We start from the raw sequence: 17,723 nt of genomic DNA on the forward strand, positions 1-17,723 counted from the left end.
TTGCAAGGACTCAGCTCAATATGGAGACCGTTCCCAAGTATTTCAAGGCGCGTGACAGATTGTCGCTGTCCAGGCTGTCCAGCCAGTGCAAATCGCTCCAGCTGCGCAACCAGGTGAACTGGCGCTTCGCCAATTGGCGCGTGGCAATAATGCCGCGCTCCTGCATTTCGTCTGACGTCAACTTGCCATCCAGATGATCCCAGACTTGGCGGTAGCCTACAGCACGTATCGAAGGTAGCCCCGGGTGCAGGTCACCTCTCGAACGCAGTGCTACGACCTCATCCACAAACCCCTGTTCCAACATAATCGTGAATCTTTGTGCAATTCGTTCATGCAGCACCTGGCGATTTGCCGGAGCAATGGCCAGATTCGCCACAGTATAGGGCAATTGTGACTGTCCAGATGCGCCTGCGTCAGCACTTTGCGCAGATTGTCGCTGCCGATGCTCAGTCATGGTCAGGCCACTGACCCGCCAGACTTCCAGGGCGCGAGTGAGTCGCTGGGGGTCATTGGGGTGAATGCGCGCAGCGGACACCGGGTCGACTGCCGCTAACTGGTCATGCAGCGCTTGCCAGCCAAGGCGTGCAGCCTCCTCTTCAAGTTCGACACGGACCTGGGCGTCGGCAGGCGGCATGTCCGCCAGCCCTTCCTGCAAAGCCTTGTAATAGAGCATCGTGCCACCCACCAGCAGCGGGATGTTGCCTCGTGCGGTGATCTCAGCCATGGCCGCCAGCGCGTCGGTGCGAAAATCCGCCGCGGAATAGCTCTCGGCCGGGTCGATGATGTCGATCAAGCGGTGCGGATATTGCGCCAACAGCGCTTTTGAAGGCTTGGCAGTGCCGATATCCATGCCCCGGTAAACCAGCGCCGAGTCGACACTGATCAGCTCGCACGGCAACACCTTGGTCAGCTCAATGGCCAGGTCGGTCTTGCCAGCGGCCGTGGGGCCCATCAGGAAAATCGCGGGGGGCAAGGCACTCATCAACGACCGCGCAAGAACAGTTTGTCCAGATCGTCCAGGCCCATCTGGGTCCAGGTCGGTCGGCCATGGTTGCATTGGCCGCTGCGCTCGGTGTTTTCCATGTCACGCAGCAGGCCGTTCATTTCCGGCAGGGCCAGGCGACGGTTGGCGCGAATGGCACCGTGGCAGGCCATGGTGCCGAGCAACTCGTTGATATGTGCCTGGATGCGGTCACTGGTGCCGTATTCCATCAGGTCGGCCAGCACGTCAGCCACCAGGCGGTTGGCTTCGGCCTGCTTGAGCAATGCCGGAATCTGACGAATCGCAAGGGTCTCCGGGCCCAGGCGTTGCAACTCGAAGCCCAGTTTCTGGAAGACCCCGTGGTGTTCTTCGGCGCAATCGGCCTCACGCTGACTGACGGCCAGCGATTCCGGCACCAGCAGCGGTTGGCCACTGAGACCTTCGCTGGCCATGGCGATCTTCAGGCGTTCGTACATGATCCGCTCGTGGGCGGCATGCATGTCCACCAGCACCAGGCCATGGGCGTTTTCCGCCAGGATGTAGATGCCCTTGAGCTGCGCTAATGCGTAGCCCAGCGGCGGGATATCACCGCCACCTTCCGGCAGGGCGACCGCACTCGGCTCGGCGCCGGGCAGCGGCGCGAAAAACTCGCGATAGGCCGCTTGAGCCTCGGCGACCGGCACCGTGGACTGCGGGCGCGGCGTGTATTGATACTGATAACCCGCCCCCGAACCCGAGCCAGGCGCGGTGTAGCTGGGCTGTGCTTGCGGCGATTGCAGCAGGTTGCCGGCCAGGCTCATTTCGCCCTGCGGGCCGAATTCGCCGGCTTCGGGGCCACTCGGCCGGACCACGGCCGTCACAATCGGCGCAGACAATTGGTCGTCGGGGCGTACATCGCCCAAGGCGCGGTGCAAGGTGCCATAGAGGAAGTCATGCACCATGCGCCCGTCACGGAAGCGTACTTCGTGCTTGGTCGGGTGCACGTTGACGTCCACTACCGAAGGGTCGACTTCAAAAAACAGCACAAAGGTCGGATGGCGCCCGTTGAACAGTACATCGCGATAAGCCTGACGCACCGCATGGGCCACCAGCTTGTCGCGCACCGCACGGCCATTGACAAAGAAGTACTGCAAGTCCGCCTGGCTGCGGGAAAAGGTCGGCAACCCCACCCAGCCCCACAAGCGCAAGCCATTGCGTTCGATTTCAATCGGCAGCGCCTGCTCCAGGAACCCTGCGCCGCACACGGCAGCCACCCGGCGCGCGCGCGGCGTCGTCGTTGGCTTCATGCAGGCTGAGGATGGTCTTGCCGTTGTGACGCAGGTGGAATGCCACATCGAACCGCGCCAGGGCCAGGCGCTTGATGACTTCCTGCAGGTGATCGAATTCGGTTTTTTCGGCCTTGAGGAATTTACGCCGCGCCGGGGTGTTGAAGAACAGGTCGCGCACTTCCACCGAGGTGCCCACCGGGTGCGCCGCCGGCTGGACCCGAGGCGCCATGTCGCGACCTTCGGTTTCCACCTGCCAGGCCTGTTCGGCGCTGCGGGTGCGCGAGGTCAGGGTCAGGCGGGCCACCGAGCTGATGGAGGCCAGGGCCTCGCCACGAAAGCCCAGGCTCATCACCCGCTCCAGGTCTTCCAGGTCACGGATCTTGCTGGTGGCGTGTCGCGCCAGGGCCAGCGGCAGGTCATCCGCGGAGATGCCACTGCCATCGTCGCGTACACGCAGCAGCTTGACGCCGCCCTGCTCCACATCCACATCAATGCGCCTGGCGCCGGAGTCGATGCTGTTTTCCAGCAGTTCCTTGATCACCGATGCGGGGCGCTCAACCACCTCACCCGCGGCAATCTGGTTGGCCAGCCGCGGGCTGAGCAGTTCGATGCGCGACCCACTATTCAACGTTGCTTCGCTCATCACTGTGCCGCCAATTCAGTGCCAGGGATGGTCAGTACCTGGCCGACTTTCAACTCATCGGTCTTCAGGTTGTTGGCATTGCGCAAGGTGGCCGGCGAGACCTGGAAACGCACGGCCAGCATGGCCACCGTATCGCCGGGCTGCACGCGATGGTCACGCGGGCCCTGGGCGATTTTCCCCGAGTCACGCAGCCAGGCAATATAGCTGCCCGGCGGTGGGTTCTGCTGGAAGAACTGGCGCACGCCGGCACTGATGGAGCGTGCCAATGCCTGCTGGTGGCTGGCACTGGCCAGCTTCGACGCTTCGTTGGCGTTGGAGATAAACCCGGTTTCCACCAGGATCGAAGGGATATCCGGCGACTTCAACACCATGAACCCGGCTTGTTCCACGCGCTGTTTGTGCAGCGAGGTCACCCGGCCGATGTTGCTCAGGACTTTCTGACCGACGTTCAGACTGGAGGTCAGCGAGGCGGTCATCGACAGGTCGAGCAGCACACCGGCGAGCATCTTGTCCTTGTCGTCGAGGGACACGTTACCCGCTCCGCCGATCAAGTCGGAACGGTTTTCGCTGTCGGCCAGCCAACGAGCGGTCTCGGACGTCGCGCCGCGGTCCGACAGGGCAAACACCGAAGCGCCGAAGGCCGCAGCCGAAGGGGCGGCGTCGGCATGAATAGAGACGAACAGGTCGGCGCCCTTTTTGCGGGCGATTTCGGTACGTCCGCGCAACGGGATGAAGTAGTCGCCGGTGCGGGTCAGCTCGGCGCGATAGCCTTTCATGCCGTTGACCTGGCGTTGCAATTCACGGGCGATGGCCAGCACCACGTCTTTTTCATGCTGGCCGCGCGAACCGGAGGCGCCCGGATCTTCGCCGCCGTGACCGGCGTCGATCACCACAATGATGTCACGCTTGCCGGCAGGGGCTGGCGGTGGTGGAGGCAATTTGACCGGGGGTTGCGAGGGGTTGACCGGTACCGCCGGCACCGTGGCGACGCTCGGGGTTGGCGCCGGCGGCGGTGCGGCGTCCGCGGCGTTATCGAACAAATCGACCACCAGTCGGTTGCCGTACTGGGCATTCGGGGCCAGGGAGAAGCTTTTAGGGGTCACAGCCTTCTTCAGGTCGATCACCACGCGCAGGTCGGTTGGCGTACGTTGCGCCGAACGCATGGCGGTAATCGGGGTATTGGCGGTGGAGACTTTCAACGGTGCAGCCAGGGTCGCACCGTTGATGTCGATCACCAGACGATCAGGCGCCGCCAGGGTAAAGACGCTGTGCTGGACCGGGCCAGACAGGTCAAACACCAGTCGCGTGTTATCCGGCGCTCGCCACAGGCGAACACTCTTCACCTGTGAAGCAGCCAGAGCATTGACAGTCATTGCCGCAAGCAACACCCCTACGACAGCAACCAACGCGCGAAAGCGCATACCTAACCCCACCAATTATTTGAATTCCAATGCCAGAGCAGCGCACCACGACTCACCGCGCGCACCCTGGGGCAACAACTTCAGCCGACGCCCGTGCTCATGCGGCGTAATGGTAATGGTCAGGTCCGGCTTTGGCAAAAAGCCTGTACCTTTACCTGGCCACTCGATCAGGCACAGCGCATCTCCATCGAAGTAATCACGGATGCCCATGTACTCAAGCTCTTCGGGGTCCACCAGACGATAGAGATCGAAGTGAAAGGCCCGTACCGCACCTATCTCATAGGGTTCTACCAGGGTGAACGTCGGGCTTTTTACCGCCCCCGTATGGCCCAACCCGCGAATAATCCCTCGGGACAACGTGGTCTTGCCCGCCCCCAGGTCGCCTTCGAGAAAGATCACCCCCGCCCCGGCTGTCACCTGGGCAATGCGCTGACCGAACGCAACCATGGCATCTTCATCGGCAAGGAAAAGGATTACTTCAGGCACGGCGACTGCTCCTCCAGCAACTGACGAATGGCGGGAATCAGGTCACTGGCTGCAAGCCCGCGTCCAAAGGAGCCCTGGCGATCCCCGGCCGTCGCGTGCAACCACACCGCCAGGCAAGCGGCTTCATAAGCGGGCATGCCCTGGGCGAGCAACGCGCCCACCAGACCCGCCAGCACATCACCGAGCCCCGCCGTTGCCATCGCCGGATGGCCTTGGTCGCAGCGCGAAACACGCCCGTCCGGGCTGGCAATCAAACTGCCCGCGCCCTTGAGAATAGCCACTGCATTGAATGTCTGGCTCAACGCGCGCGCCACCTTAAGACGGTCGGCCTGAACCTCGGCTGTCGAAATCCCCAATAGCCGTGCCGCCTCACCCGGATGCGGGGTGATCACGCAGTTGGCCGGCAGGCTGACGCTGCCCGTGGATAGCTGATTGAGAGCATCCGCATCCCAGACTTGCGGCTGCCGGGCATTCGCCGCGACGGACAACAGGCTTTTACCCCAGGCGGCAACGCCCAGGCCCGGGCCAATGACGATGACCGAGATTTTTTCCAGCAGGCCCATTATTTGATTGGCCGAACTCACGCCTACGGTCATGACTTCCGGCAAACGGGCCAATGCGGCAGGCACATGTTCAAGGCGCGTGGCCAAGGACACCATGCCCGCGCCACTGCGCAAGGCGCTTTCGGCGCTCAGCAGCGCTGCGCCGCCAAAGCCGCGGTCCCCGCCGATGACCAGCAGATGACCGAACTGGCCTTTGTGGGCGTCCGGCGCGCGCGCAGCCAGTTGCGGCAAATGGCCATGCAACAGGGGCTGAACGTCGGTTATTTCGTGTTTTGTCTGCGGCATGCGTCTTCAAGCTCCGATGTCTGGCAGAATTATACTCATCTAACCCCTGGTTTCCCGTGTCTCATGCCTGCTATTACCTCCGATCTGCCCGCCCTCGCCCAATCGATCAAAGACTGGGGCCGCGAGTTGGGCTTTCAACAAGTCGGCATCAGCGGCCTGGACCTGGCCGAGCATGAGCAACACCTGCAACGCTGGCTCGACGCGGGCTACCACGGCGAGATGGACTATATGGGCGCTCACGGCAGTAAACGCTCACATCCCGACGAACTGGTACCCGGCACCTTGCGCGTGGTCTCGCTACGCATGGATTACCTGCCGGGCGACACGCAAATGGCGCAACTGCTGGCCAAGCCGGAGAAAGCCTACATCTCCCGTTACGCCCTGGGCCGCGATTACCACAAGCTGATCCGCAAGCGCGTGCAGCAATTGGCCGACCGCATTCAAGCGCAGATCGGCCCGTTCGGCTTTCGCGCCTTCGTCGACAGTGCCCCCGTGCTGGAAAAAGCCATCGCCGAACAGGCCGGCCTCGGCTGGATCGGCAAGAATACCCTGGTACTCAATCGCAAGGCCGGCAGCTATTTCTTCCTCAGCGAACTGTTTGTCGACCTGCCCCTGCCGGTCGATCCACCCCACAGCACCGAACACTGCGGCCGTTGCACCGCGTGCCTGGATATCTGCCCTACCAACGCCTTCGTCGGCCCCTACATACTGGACGCCCGGCGCTGCATTTCCTACCTGACCATCGAACTCAAGAGCGCCATTCCTGAAGACCTGCGCCCGCTGATCGGCAATCGCGTGTTCGGCTGCGATGACTGTCAGATCGTTTGCCCATGGAATCGTTTCGCCCGATCCACCGCCGAGGGCGATTTCCAGCCACGGCACAACCTGGATAACGCCGAACTGGCCGAACTGTTCATGTGGGATGAGGATAAATTCCTCAGCAGCACCGAAGGCTCACCGTTGCGCCGCGCCGGTTATGAACGCTGGCTGCGCAACCTGGCGGTGGGGCTGGGCAATGCGCCATCCAGCATTGTGGTGCTGGAAGCCTTGAAGGCACGCCAGGATTATCCCTCGGAACTGGTGCGCGAACATGTGGAGTGGGCGCTCGAGCAGCACGCCGCGCGTCAGTGCACGTCGTCGTTGTAGACGAACTTGGGCATTTCCCAGCGAAAACGGATCGCCAACAGGCGCAATAGAAAGCCGCTGAACAGCGTGAGCAGGATCGCTTGTTCGCCGGGCAGCTCCAGATACAGGCACAGCAGGTAGAACCAGGCGGCCAGGAACGACACACTGGCATACAACTCGCGGCGAAAAATCAGCGGGATGTCGTTGCAGAAGATGTCCCGCAGAATGCCGCCGAACACTCCGGTGATCACGCCGCTGACCGAAGCCACCAACATGCCATGGCCCATTTCCAGGGACGTCATGCAACCGATCAAGGTAAAAGCCACCAACCCGACGGCGTCCAGCGCCAGGAACAACGAGCGCAGATGCCGCATCAGCGGCGCGATGAAGATCGTCACCAGCGCGGCGACGGAAGTCAGCACCAGATACTCCGGGTGCTTGACCCACGTCAGCGGGTAATGCCCCAACAGCACGTCGCGCACCGAACCGCCACCCAGCGCCGTCACACAGGCGATCAGCACCACACCGAACCAGTCCATGCCGCGCCGACCGGCGGACAACGCACCGGTCATGGCTTCGGCGGTGATGGCGACGAGGTAGAGCATCAACAACATGAGGGGGATCCTTGCAAAGTTGTGGCGAGCGGGCCTGCCCCGCATTGGGACGCGAAGCGGCCCCAAAACCGGGCAATGATATCTGTTTGGAGGCGTGTGTTGGCTGTATTAGGGCTGCTTCGCAACCCAACGTGGGGGGCAGGCCCGCTCGCCACAGCAAGTCCGGCCGCCCTAAGAAACCGTATCAAGCCTTGATGAAATGCTTGCGGTAATGCTGCAGTTCGGCAATCGACTCGCGGATGTCATCCAGCGCCAGGTGCGTGCTGCCTTTATGGAAGCTGTCTTTGACTTCCGGCGCCCAACGCGCGGCCAGCTCTTTGAGGGTCGACACGTCCAGGTTGCGGTAGTGGAAGTAGCTTTCCAGCGCCTTCATGTGGTTATAAAGGAAGCGGCGGTCCTGGCAGATGCTGTTGCCGCAGATCGGCGACTTGCCCTTGGGCACCCACTTTTCCAGGAAGGCGATGGTTTCGGCCTCGGCTTCGGCCATGCTGACACGGCTGTCACGTACGCGCTGGGTCAGACCGGAGTTACCGTGGGTGCGGGTGTTCCACTCGTCCATGGTGGCGAGCACCGCGTCGCTGTGGTGGATGGCGATCACCGGACCTTCGGCCAAGGTGTTGAGGTTGCTGTCGGTGACAATGGTCGCCATCTCGATGATGACGTCGGTGTCGGGGTTCAGACCGGTCATTTCCAGATCGATCCAAATCAGGTTCTGTGGGTTTTGCATGGCTTGATTCTCTTGGCACCTTGGCGTAGCTGCGCAGTTTAGCAGGCGGGGCCGTGCTAGACTCGCGACCGTTTTACCTAACCTTTGCATTATCGACACGGAACACCAATGGCCAAACGCCAGCTCAACCGTCGCCAAAACTGGCGCATCGAAAAGATTCAGGGTGAACGCGCCGCACGCGCCGCCAAACGTGAATCCTCCGCCGTGGAAGCGCTCGAGGGCGGCGACCTGGGCCCCGAACAGACGGGCCTGGTGATCGCGCACTTTGGTGTGCAGGTCGAAGTCGAGGCGCTGGAAGGCGAACTCGCAGGCCAAGTGTTCCGTTGCCACTTGCGCGCCAACCTGCCTGCGCTGGTCACCGGCGACCAAGTGGTGTGGCGTGCCGGCAACCAGGGGATCGGCGTGATCGTCGCCCAGTTGCCACGCACCACCGAACTGCGCCGCCCCGACAGCCGCGGCCAGCTCAAGCCGGTGGCGGCCAACGTCGACATGATCGTGATCGTGTTCGCGCCGCTGCCCGAGCCCCATGCCAACCTGATCGACCGCTATCTGGTAGCGGCCGAGCACGCCGGCATTCGCCCGTTGTTGCTGCTGAACAAATTCGACCTGATCGACGAACAGAACGCCCCGGCGCTCAGTGCATTGCTGGCGGTCTACCGTACCCTGGGTTATCCGGTGCTGGAAGTCTCGGCCCATCACGGCAATGGCATGGAACAGCTGCAACAGAAGTTGGACGGGCACATCAGTGTGTTTGTCGGCCAGTCCGGCGTGGGCAAGTCCTCGCTGGTCAACAGCCTGCTGCCGGAAGTCGACACCCGCGTGGGCCCGCTGTCGGAGCTGTCTGGCCAGGGTACCCACACCACCACCACCGCGCGCCTGTTCCACTTCCCCGGTGGCGGTGAGTTGATCGACTCCCCAGGTATCCGTGAATTCGGCCTCGGCCACGTCAGCCGCAGCGATGTGGAAGCCGGCTTCATCGAATTCAACGACCTGATCGGCACCTGCCGCTTCCGCGATTGCAAGCACGACCGCGAACCGGGCTGCGCACTGCTCAAGGCCCTGGAAGACGGGCGCGTGCAGCAGCAGCGGATGAATAGCTATCGATCGATCATTGCGAGCCTGCCTGAGAGCAGTTACTAAATCGCAGATACAAAAAGGCCGCGATCATCGCGGCCTTTTTGCCTGTGGTGCTTAGGAACCCGTTCCAGGCACCGTAGGGTCTTTCACCCCACCGTCATCAAACAGGTTCAACTTCTGCCGCAGCTCATGGGCCGGCAGCGGTTCCTGGCTTGGCGCAATCGCGTTCGGATCGGCCGGCGCTCCGCCCTGCGTGCCCGCACCTGGGGTCGGTGCCGGTGGTGGCTGATCACCTTCAATCGCGCGCTGGGCCTTTTTGGTCAGTACGACGATGTCGATGCGGCGGTTGATCGGGTTGAACGGATCTTTGGCATCAAACAGTTGCGAGGACGCAAAACCTACCACCCGCGCCACTTGCTGATCTGGATAGCTGCCGGCGACCAGCGCGCGGCGTGCGGCGTTGGCACGGTTGGCCGAGAGCTCCCAGTTGCCGAAGTCACCCTGGCCCGTGTACGGCTTGGCATCGGTGTGGCCGCTGATACTGATCTTGTTCGGCACCGCCTTGATGGTGTCGGCCATGGCCAGCAGGATGTCCTCGAAGTAAGGCTTCAAGCGCGCACTGCCGGAGTCGAACATCGGCCGATTGGCGGCGTCGGTGATCTGGATGCGCAAGCCATCCGGAGTGATCTCAAAGGAAATCTGATCCTTGAATTTCAGCAGTTGCGGGTTTTCCTCGACCTTGGTCTGCAGCTCTTTGAGCAACAGTTCAAGACGCTCCTGCTCGACCTGTTCGGCCATGGCCTCGACGGTATCGCGCTCGATCGGGATTTTTTCCTGCGGCGCTTCGGTCTTGACTTCCGGGTTGATGGTCCGCTCAGGCGCTAGCTGCGGCGAGCCGCCCAGGTCGATCACAAAGGGCGTGCCACTTTCCGAAAAGCCAATGGGGTCTTTGAAATAGCCGGCGATGGCGATCTTCTGTTCGGGCGTGGCGGTGGACATCAGCCACAGCACCAGGAAGAACGCCATCATCGCCGTGGCAAAGTCGGCGAAGGCGATTTTCCAGGCGCCACCATGGTGCCCTGCCGCGAAGCGCTTGACGCGCTTGATGATGATTGGCTGGTTGTTTTCCATGGCTTAGCGACCGCGAACCGCTTGTTCCAGCTCAGCGAAGCTTGGGCGATGCTTGGGGTAAAGCACCTTGCGACCGAACTCCACGGCCAGCGACGGCGGCATGCCGGAAGCCGAAGCAACCAGGCTGGCCTTGATCGACTCGTACAGGTTGATTTCTTCCTTGGCATCGTGGGCCAGGGAGGTCGCCAGTGGGCCAAAGAAACCGTAGGCCGCCAGAATACCGAAGAAGGTACCCACCAACGCCGCACCTACGTGCATGCCGATGGCCGCCTGGTCACCCTCGCCCAGCGAGGCCATGGTCACCACGATACCCAGTACCGCCGCGACGATACCGAAGCCGGGCATGCCATCAGCCACACCGGTAACGGCGTGGGAAGGATGCTCCAGCTCTTCCTTGAGGCTGAACAACTCCATGTCGAACAGGCCTTCCAGCTCATGGGGGGCCATGTTGCCGGAGGACATGATGCGCAAGTAGTCACAAATGTAGGCGGTCATGCGCTCGTCTTTGAGCACTGCCGGGTACTTGGCGAAGATCGGGCTGGCCGCAGCGTCTTCGATGTCAGCCTCGATGGCCATCATGCCTTCGCGGCGGCTTTTGTTGAGAATCTCGTAAACCAGGCCCAGCACTTCAAGGTAGAAGGTGTGGGTGAAACGCGAACCGAACATGCTCAGCGACTTTTTGATCACGTGCATGGTCATGTAGCCGGGGTTCGCCTGCAGGAATGCACCCAGTGCCGCCCCCCCGATAATCATCACCTCGAAAGGTTGAATCAGCGCGGCGATTTTACCGTGGGACAGGACGTACCCACCGAGCACGCTTGCGAAGACGACAATGATGCCGATAATTTTAGCCATAGGAGATGAGTACTTGCGCCGTCAGGTTCATGGACAAATTTGGGGAAACTGGAAAACTCTTGTTCTACTTATCGGCAAAACTGCGCCAGACTATAGGCCGTTAAGGCGAAAAGCCAGTTCGGCCCGCTCCGGGCGTGTTGACCGCAAGTGATGATCGCGCCCCAATCATGGCAAATGAAAAAACAACTCCACCTGTAAAACCCAATTCACTCGCTGCTTGGATCAAGTGCCTGGACGATGTCCGGCTGCCTGTTCCCCAGGCCAGCCACGACCGCGTGTGCAAAGCCATCCGCGATAGTCGCAGCTCCTTGCGGGATATTGCCGAGCTGATGCAAAGCAGCCCGTCGCTGGTGCTGAGCGTGATGCGCGAGGCCAACAGCCACACCCATGGCAGCCTGGCGGAACCGGCAGAAAATCTTGAAGTGGCGCTCAACCGCCTCGGTCTCAAACGCGCCGAAGATCTGCTGGCACGCCTGCCATCGGTGCCGATGAAAGAAATCCCGGTTGCCTTCCGCCAACTGGTGTTGGTCAGCCGGCACGCGTCGCAGCAGGCCAATGGCCTGTTCGGCAGCCGCCTGGCACGGCTGTGGCAAGACATTCACTGGGGCAGCCTGCTGTTTCTGTCCCCGCTGTGGCCAATGGCATTGGCCTATCCCAAGCTGCTGGATGAATGGGAACTGCGGGTGATCCACAAAGGCGAGTCGGCGCGCGTGGTCGAACAGCAATTGTTCGGCGTGCGCCTGTTGGACCTGTGCCTCGCGCTGACCGAAACCTGGCACCTGCCGATCTGGGTATCCCAAGGCTACAAGCTGCTGCTGAACGAGCAGCGTTTGCTGGTCAAGGCGCTGCATATCGCTCGCGAAGACGACCCGCTGCGCCAGCAGCAATTGCTCGATGCCGAAACCAACCTGCGCCGCTGGCTGAACCAGCCGGCCAATACCGTGTTGCTGGCCAACGGCCTGGCGATGTCGGCCCAGGAATCCTGGACCTGTCCGCACACCCAACGCTGGCAATACCTGACGGCGCTGTACCTGCAACAGCCGCTGGGCGACGTGCAGCAACAGGTTCACCAGCAAGCCGTCATCAACGCCCGCGACACCGTGATGCCGGATCTCTGGCACCCGGCGCTGGCGCTAATCTGGCCGTGGCAAGTGCAAAAAATCCATCCTGGCCTGCTGCCGGCACCACCCCCCACCGCCGAGGCCCTGGCCTTGTGGCGCAAGCGCTGCACCGAGCTGCTGGTGGAGCCAAGCCGCTTTGCCAACGCCATGCACCTGACCACCTGCGCCAAGGAAGCCCTGGCCGCCAGCGGCATGCAACGCGTCATGCTGCTGATGACCGATCGCGCCCAGAGCACCTTGCGCGTGCACCAGATCGACGGTCTGCCGAAAGACGCCGCCAACCTGAGCCTGGATGTCGTGCACAGCACGCTGCTGCAGCGGCTGCTGGAAAAGTCCGCCCAAGTGCGCCTGACGCCGGACAATCACGCCCAGTTCTCGGCGCTGCTGCCGCCGATCCTGCGTCGCCTGTTCGCCGGCGAACACCTGTTGCTGCGCTCCTTGAGCTGTAACGGCAAGGTGGTGATGGTCATGGTGGCCGACCAGGGCGGCGGTCCGTTCTCGGAAACCACCGTGCAGGCCTTCGGCAAAACCGCTCAATGCATCGAGAAAGCCCTGCACTGCTTTACCAACCGCGGCGCCTGATGCTTGCGCTACAATCGCGGTCCCTTATCGCCAACATTTGTGCCCAGGAGACCTCACATGCCTGACTTCTCTGGCTTGCCGCTGGTGATCGAATCCAGCGAGCTGTTCGACCGCCTGGATGCCGAACACCTGATCCTGGTGGACCTCACCAGTGCCGCCCGCTACGCCGAAGGGCATATCCCCGGCGCGCATTTCGTTGACCCCAAGCGCACCCAACTGGGCCAGCCACCAGCCCCCGGCCTGCTGCCGACCCAGGCCGACCTGGAAAACTATTCGGCGAACTGGGCCACACCCCGGATGCCACCTACGTGGTCTACGACGACGAAGGCGGTGGCTGGGCCGGACGTTTCATCTGGTTGCTCGACGTGATCGGCCACACGCAATACCACTACCTCGACGGCGGCCTGCTGGCATGGCTGGCAGACCAGCTCCCGCTGTCCACCGAGGTGCCGGCTCCGGCTGGCGGCCCGGTCAGCCTCACCCTGCACGACGGCCCCACTGCCACCCGCGAATACCTGCAAAGCCGCCTCGGCGCTGCCGACCTGGGGATCTGGGATGCGCGCGGCCCGCTGGAGTATTCCGGCGAGAAAGTGCTGGCGGCCAAAGGCGGTCACATCCCCGGCGCAGTCAATTTCGAATGGACCGCCGGCATGGACAAGGCGCGCAACCTGCGCATCCGCCGCGACATGCCGCAGATCCTCGAAGACCTCGGACTGACCCGCGATAAAGAAATCATCACCCATTGCCAGACTCATCACCGCTCTGGCTTCACCTACCTGGTGGCCAAGGCGCTCGGTTATCCGCGAGTCAAAGGTTATGCCGGTTCCTGGGGCGAATGGGGCAACCACCCCGACACCCCCGTTGAGATTTAAGGTTTAAGGACAGTTAATGAAAAAGCAGTTGTTTATCCTCAGCCAGTACCTGCTGCCGCACCACCTGCTGTCGAGGTTAGCCGGCTGCATCGCGGAGTGCCGCGTACGCTGGTTCAAGAATGCCTTCACCACCTGGTTCGCCAAGCGTTATCAAGTGGATATGTCCCAGGCGCTGGTGGAAGACGTGACGGCCTACGAGCACTTCAACGCCTTCTTCACCCGCGCTTTGAAAGACGGTGCGCGCCCGCTGGACCCGACTCCAGGCGCAGTGCTGAGCCCGGCCGATGGTGCGGTCAGCCAACTGGGCCCGATCGAGCATGGCCGTGTGTTCCAGGCCAAGGGCCACAGCTTCAGCGTGCTGGAACTGCTGGGCGGTGACGCGGCCGTGGCGGCGCCGTTCATGGGCGGCGATTTCGCCACCATCTACCTGTCGCCGAAGGACTACCATCGCGTACACATGCCGCTGGCCGGCACACTGCGCGAGATGGTCTACGTACCGGGCCGGATCTTCTCGGTGAACCAGACCACGGCCGAAAACGTGCCGGAGCTGTTTGCACGTAACGAGCGTGTTGTCTGCCTGTTCGACACCGAACGCGGCCCGATGGCCGTGGTGTTGGTGGGCGCGATGATCGTGGCGTCGATTGAAACCGTCTGGGCCGGTTTGGTGACACCGCCCAAGCGTGAGCTGAAAACCTTCCGCTACGACGAAGCCGCCCGTGCGCCGATCCACCTGGAAAAAGGTGCGGAGTTGGGGCGTTTCAAACTGGGTTCGACGGCGATCGTGCTGTTTGGGCCGGATCAGGTGAAGTGGGCAGAAACACTGGTGGCGGGTTCGCCGGTGCAGATGGGCCAAGGTATCGGCTCACCTAAAGCCTGACGCCGAACCCAATGTGGGAGGGGGCTTGCTCCCGATAGCAGCGTGTCAGCCACTCATGTGTTTGCTGATACACCGTCATCGGGAGCAAGCCCCCTCCCACATTTTTGAGCGCATTTTTTTCAGCTAGAGCTGACCGTCGCGGTCGCGGAACCCCAACAGGTACAAGACACCATCCAACCCCAGGGTCGAAATCGCCTGCTTGGCCGACTGCTTGACCAACGGCTTGGCACGGAACGCCACGCCCAAGCCGGCAATCGCCAGCATTGGCAAGTCATTCGCGCCGTCGCCGACAGCAATGGTCTGCTCCAGACGCAAACCTTCCTTGTGGGCCAATTCCTTCAGCAGATCCGCCTTGCGCTGCGCGTCGACAATCGGCTCTACCGCCACGCCGGTCACCTTGCCGCCCACCACTTCCAACTCGTTGGCGAACACGTAGTCGATACCCAGCTTGGCCTGCAATTGCTTGGCGAAGTAGGTAAAGCCGCCGGAGAGGATCGCGGTCTTGTAACCCAGGCGCTTGAGTTCGGCGAACAGGGTTTCGGCGCCCTCTGTCAGACGCAGCGACGCACCGATGGAATCCAGTACGCTCACATCCAGCCCTTTGAGCAGCGCCAGGCGCTCCTTGAAGCTGGCGCGAAAGTCCAGCTCGCCGGCCATCGCGCGTTCAGTGATCGCGGCCACCTGCTCGCCGACGCCGGCCGCCTTGGCCAGTTCGTCGATGACCTCGGCTTCGATCAGCGTCGAATCCATATCGAACACCGCCAGGCGACGGTTACGGCGGAACAGCGAATCCTCCTGGAAGGCGATATCGACATTCAGCTCCTGGGCCACCCTCAGGAAGTCGGCGCGCAGGGCTTGTGGATCGGCCGGCTCGCCACGCACGGAGAACTCGATGCAGCCCTTGCCCTGGTCGGCCGGGGTGTCCAAGGGCATGCGACCCGACAGACGGTCGATATGGTCGATATTCAACCCGTACTGCGCGGTGATGGCGCTGACACGCTGCAACTGCTCGGCGGTAACCTTGCGTGTCAGCAGGGTCACGATATGGCGCTTCTTACCCTGGCCGGCCACCCAATGCCGGTAGTCCTCTTCGGACACCGGGGTGAAACGCACCTGCTGATCGAGCTTGTACGCCGTGAACAGGATGTCCTTGAGCACCGACGACGCGTGCTCGGTACCTGGGATCTCTACCAGGATGCCGAACGACAGGGTGTCGTGGATCACGGCTTGGCCAATGTCGAGAATGTTCACACCACCCTGGGCCAGAACACCGGTAATGGCTGCGGTAAGACCCGGGCGGTCTTCCCCAGTGATGTTAATCAGGACAATTTCGCGCAAGGCGCACCCCCAGGCTGGAAAAAAACCGCATTCTACCCACTTTCAGTGACCATCGGGCACAGCCAGCGCTTTGCCGGTCTTGGGCCTGTCGCTATACTGCGCGTCAACTTCACAGACCAAGAGCCGAGCTCAAGTGAACCGGCCCACGCCAGTAAAAACCGACAACTTCTTTCTGCTGATCTTCCGGGCACTGCGCCACCGCCGTGTACCGATCGCATTACGCATCGCCAGCCATAACGTGATCCTGGTCGCCCTGGCCCTGGTGATCTACGCCTGCGTGATGGGTTTGCAGTTCAAGCAGGCCATGCACGAACAAGCCGACGCCCTGGGTGAGAGCCTGACCACCCAGACCGCCACCTCGGCGACGGAGCTGCTGGTGTCCAACGACATCCTCAGCCTCAACGTGCTGCTCAATAACCTGACCAAGAACCCGCTGGTGGCCCATGCCGCCATCTACAGCGTGGACAACCGGATCATGGCCGAAGCCGGGCAGCGTCCGAAGAACGGCCTGCTGGGTGAAGCCGAAGGTCTGTACCAGAGCAATATCACGTTCCAGGACGTGAAAGCCGGTCAGTTGCGCATCAGCCTCGACATGCAGCAGTTCCAGCAGCCGATGACCATCAGCCTGCAGAGCATGGGCATTCTCAGCGCGATCCTGCTGGCGTTGGCCCTGGCCTTGAGCCTGCGCCTGGGGCGGCATATCTCTACGCCGCTGATGCAGTTGCGCATCTGGCTGCGGGATATCGACGAACATACGCCAGCCACCGACCGCCAGGATGAAATCGGCGACCTCGCTCGCCAACTGCACGCCAGCTTCGCCCCGGAACCGGTGGTGCGCGAAGTTGCACCCGAGCCTGAATTCGACGACACCGACTACGGCGACGAACCCGAGTTCGAAGTACGCGACCTGCGCGACCCGGGCTTTGACGAAAGCGCCCCGGTGGCGGGTTTGAAACCTGCAACACGCCAGGCGTTCAAGGCCGAAGAAGACGAGCTGGACGGCGAAGACCCGTTCGCCGACCTGCGCGACACTTCGTCGACCAGCGCCCCCGCGCCCAAGCCGGCTCCCGTGCGCAGCACCGACCCCCAATACAGCGCCGTCCTGGCCGTGCAACTGGGCGCCCAGGACCAATTGCGTCGCCTGCCCCGCGCCCGTTTGACCGAACTGCTGGAACGCTACCGCGACTGCCTCGACCAGGCCGCCTCGCTGTACCAGAGCGAACTGCACACCCTCAACGACGGCAGCACACTGATGCTGTTCCACAGCGAAGACAGCGGCGAAGACTACCTGACCAACGCGATTTGCTGCGGCGAGTTGCTGCGTGCCCTGGGCCATGAGCTGCAGATCGAAGTGGCCGACAGCGGCATCACCCTGCAGCTACAACTGGGCCTGACCGTCGGCGACGACCTGTTCGGCATGAGCCAGATCGACCTGCTGCTGACGGAAATCGCCCAGGATGCGCTGGCCCTGTCCCAACACAGCCGCAACCTGTTGCTGGTGGAGCGTAAGATCAGCGAAGACACACTGATCCGCCAGCGCGCCCGCATCCGCCCGATTGCCAGCCCGGAAGGGGCCAGTTGCGTGGAGCGGTTGATGGAGCCGTATCCGTCGATGCTGGAGCGGCAGTTGGCGCGGATGCACGAGACCCGCGCAAAGGGCTGAGTACAGCCCCAATAAAAAGCCCGCCGATGATCACTCATCAGCGGGCTTTTTATTGACCGCCTGTAGGCGCGGGCTTGCTGGTAAAACGCGTTG

14 protein-coding genes and 2 pseudogenes are annotated in these 17,723 nt (G+C 62.2%); 6 read left to right on the plus strand and 10 right to left on the minus strand.

What is annotated here, in order from left to right; all coding sequences use genetic code 11:
• Positions 1-10: 10 nt before the first annotated feature.
• From miaA to ACLH0J_RS00960, 5 genes and pseudogenes are all read right to left on the minus strand, one after another.
• Complete coding sequence (gene miaA / locus ACLH0J_RS00940; RefSeq protein WP_411390503.1) at positions 11-982, minus strand: tRNA (adenosine(37)-N6)-dimethylallyltransferase MiaA; 972 nt, start codon at positions 980-982, stop codon at positions 11-13.
• A pseudogene (gene mutL, locus ACLH0J_RS00945) lies at positions 982-2,893 on the minus strand (DNA mismatch repair endonuclease MutL). Before mutL ends, miaA begins: the two are co-directional and overlap by 1 nt.
• Complete coding sequence (locus ACLH0J_RS00950) at positions 2,893-4,314, minus strand: N-acetylmuramoyl-L-alanine amidase (protein ID WP_411390504.1); 1,422 nt, start codon at positions 4,312-4,314, stop codon at positions 2,893-2,895. Before ACLH0J_RS00950 ends, mutL begins: the two are co-directional and overlap by 1 nt.
• A 15-nt stretch (positions 4,315-4,329) precedes the next feature.
• Complete coding sequence (gene tsaE, locus ACLH0J_RS00955) at positions 4,330-4,800, minus strand: tRNA (adenosine(37)-N6)-threonylcarbamoyltransferase complex ATPase subunit type 1 TsaE (protein WP_411390505.1); 471 nt, start codon at positions 4,798-4,800, stop codon at positions 4,330-4,332.
• Positions 4,788-5,648 carry an NAD(P)H-hydrate dehydratase gene (locus ACLH0J_RS00960; protein WP_411390506.1) on the minus strand — a complete coding sequence of 287 codons (861 nt, stop codon included), beginning with the start codon at positions 5,646-5,648 and terminating at the stop codon, positions 4,788-4,790. The genes tsaE and ACLH0J_RS00960 overlap by 13 nt, the downstream gene beginning before the upstream one ends.
• Before the next feature lie 63 nt (positions 5,649-5,711).
• Here ACLH0J_RS00960 and queG point away from each other — a divergent pair, with 63 nt between their 5' ends.
• Positions 5,712-6,794 (plus strand): tRNA epoxyqueuosine(34) reductase QueG, encoded by a 1,083-nt coding sequence (queG, locus tag ACLH0J_RS00965; protein ID WP_411390507.1) that lies wholly within the window; start codon positions 5,712-5,714, stop codon positions 6,792-6,794.
• Here queG and ACLH0J_RS00970 read toward each other — a convergent pair.
• Complete coding sequence (locus ACLH0J_RS00970; protein WP_411390508.1) at positions 6,773-7,387, minus strand: trimeric intracellular cation channel family protein; 615 nt, start codon at positions 7,385-7,387, stop codon at positions 6,773-6,775. The genes queG and ACLH0J_RS00970 overlap by 22 nt on opposite strands.
• Positions 7,388-7,571: 184 nt before the next feature.
• Entirely contained in the window at positions 7,572-8,114 is a 543-nt protein-coding gene (orn, locus tag ACLH0J_RS00975) for an oligoribonuclease (protein WP_017849764.1), read from the minus strand.
• A gap of 108 nt (positions 8,115-8,222) precedes the next feature.
• Between orn and rsgA the strand changes: the two genes are divergently transcribed.
• Positions 8,223-9,254 (plus strand): small ribosomal subunit biogenesis GTPase RsgA, encoded by a 1,032-nt coding sequence (rsgA, locus tag ACLH0J_RS00980; protein WP_411390509.1) that lies wholly within the window; start codon positions 8,223-8,225, stop codon positions 9,252-9,254.
• 51 nt (positions 9,255-9,305) lie between these two features.
• Here the strand turns inward: rsgA and motB are convergent, their stop codons facing one another.
• Both motB and motA read right to left on the minus strand, forming a co-directional pair.
• Positions 9,306-10,322: a flagellar motor protein MotB gene (motB, locus tag ACLH0J_RS00985; RefSeq protein WP_411390510.1), complete on the minus strand. Its 1,017-nt coding sequence runs from the start codon at positions 10,320-10,322 to the stop codon at positions 9,306-9,308.
• A 3-nt stretch (positions 10,323-10,325) separates the two neighbouring features.
• Positions 10,326-11,177 carry a flagellar motor stator protein MotA gene (motA, locus tag ACLH0J_RS00990; RefSeq protein WP_003171338.1) on the minus strand — a complete coding sequence of 284 codons (852 nt, stop codon included), beginning with the start codon at positions 11,175-11,177 and terminating at the stop codon, positions 10,326-10,328.
• Positions 11,178-11,344: 167 nt separating this feature from the next.
• On the opposite strand from motA, the gene ACLH0J_RS00995 reads away from it, so the two are divergent.
• The 3 genes and pseudogenes from ACLH0J_RS00995 (at position 11,345) to asd (ending at position 14,629) form a co-directional block, all read left to right on the plus strand.
• Positions 11,345-12,880 carry an HDOD domain-containing protein gene (locus tag ACLH0J_RS00995; protein ID WP_411390511.1) on the plus strand — a complete coding sequence of 512 codons (1,536 nt, stop codon included), beginning with the start codon at positions 11,345-11,347 and terminating at the stop codon, positions 12,878-12,880.
• A gap of 57 nt (positions 12,881-12,937) precedes the next feature.
• A pseudogene (rhdA, locus tag ACLH0J_RS01000) lies at positions 12,938-13,752 on the plus strand (thiosulfate sulfurtransferase).
• A 16-nt stretch (positions 13,753-13,768) separates the two neighbouring features.
• Complete coding sequence (gene asd / locus ACLH0J_RS01005; protein WP_411390512.1) at positions 13,769-14,629, plus strand: archaetidylserine decarboxylase; 861 nt, start codon at positions 13,769-13,771, stop codon at positions 14,627-14,629.
• A gap of 123 nt (positions 14,630-14,752) precedes the next feature.
• Here the strand turns inward: asd and serB are convergent, their stop codons facing one another.
• Positions 14,753-15,967, minus strand: coding sequence for a phosphoserine phosphatase SerB (gene serB, locus ACLH0J_RS01010; protein ID WP_411390513.1), 1,215 nt, complete (start codon positions 15,965-15,967; stop codon positions 14,753-14,755).
• 133 nt (positions 15,968-16,100) lie between these two features.
• On the opposite strand from serB, the gene ACLH0J_RS01015 reads away from it, so the two are divergent.
• On the plus strand, positions 16,101-17,630 hold the full coding sequence (locus ACLH0J_RS01015; protein ID WP_411390514.1) for an AhpA/YtjB family protein: 1,530 nt from the start codon (positions 16,101-16,103) through the stop codon (positions 17,628-17,630).
• Positions 17,631-17,723 lie beyond the last annotated feature (93 nt).

It is taken from the genome of Pseudomonas sp. MPB23, from assembly GCF_046605395.1.
Classification (GTDB): Bacteria; Pseudomonadota; Gammaproteobacteria; order Pseudomonadales; family Pseudomonadaceae; genus Aquipseudomonas.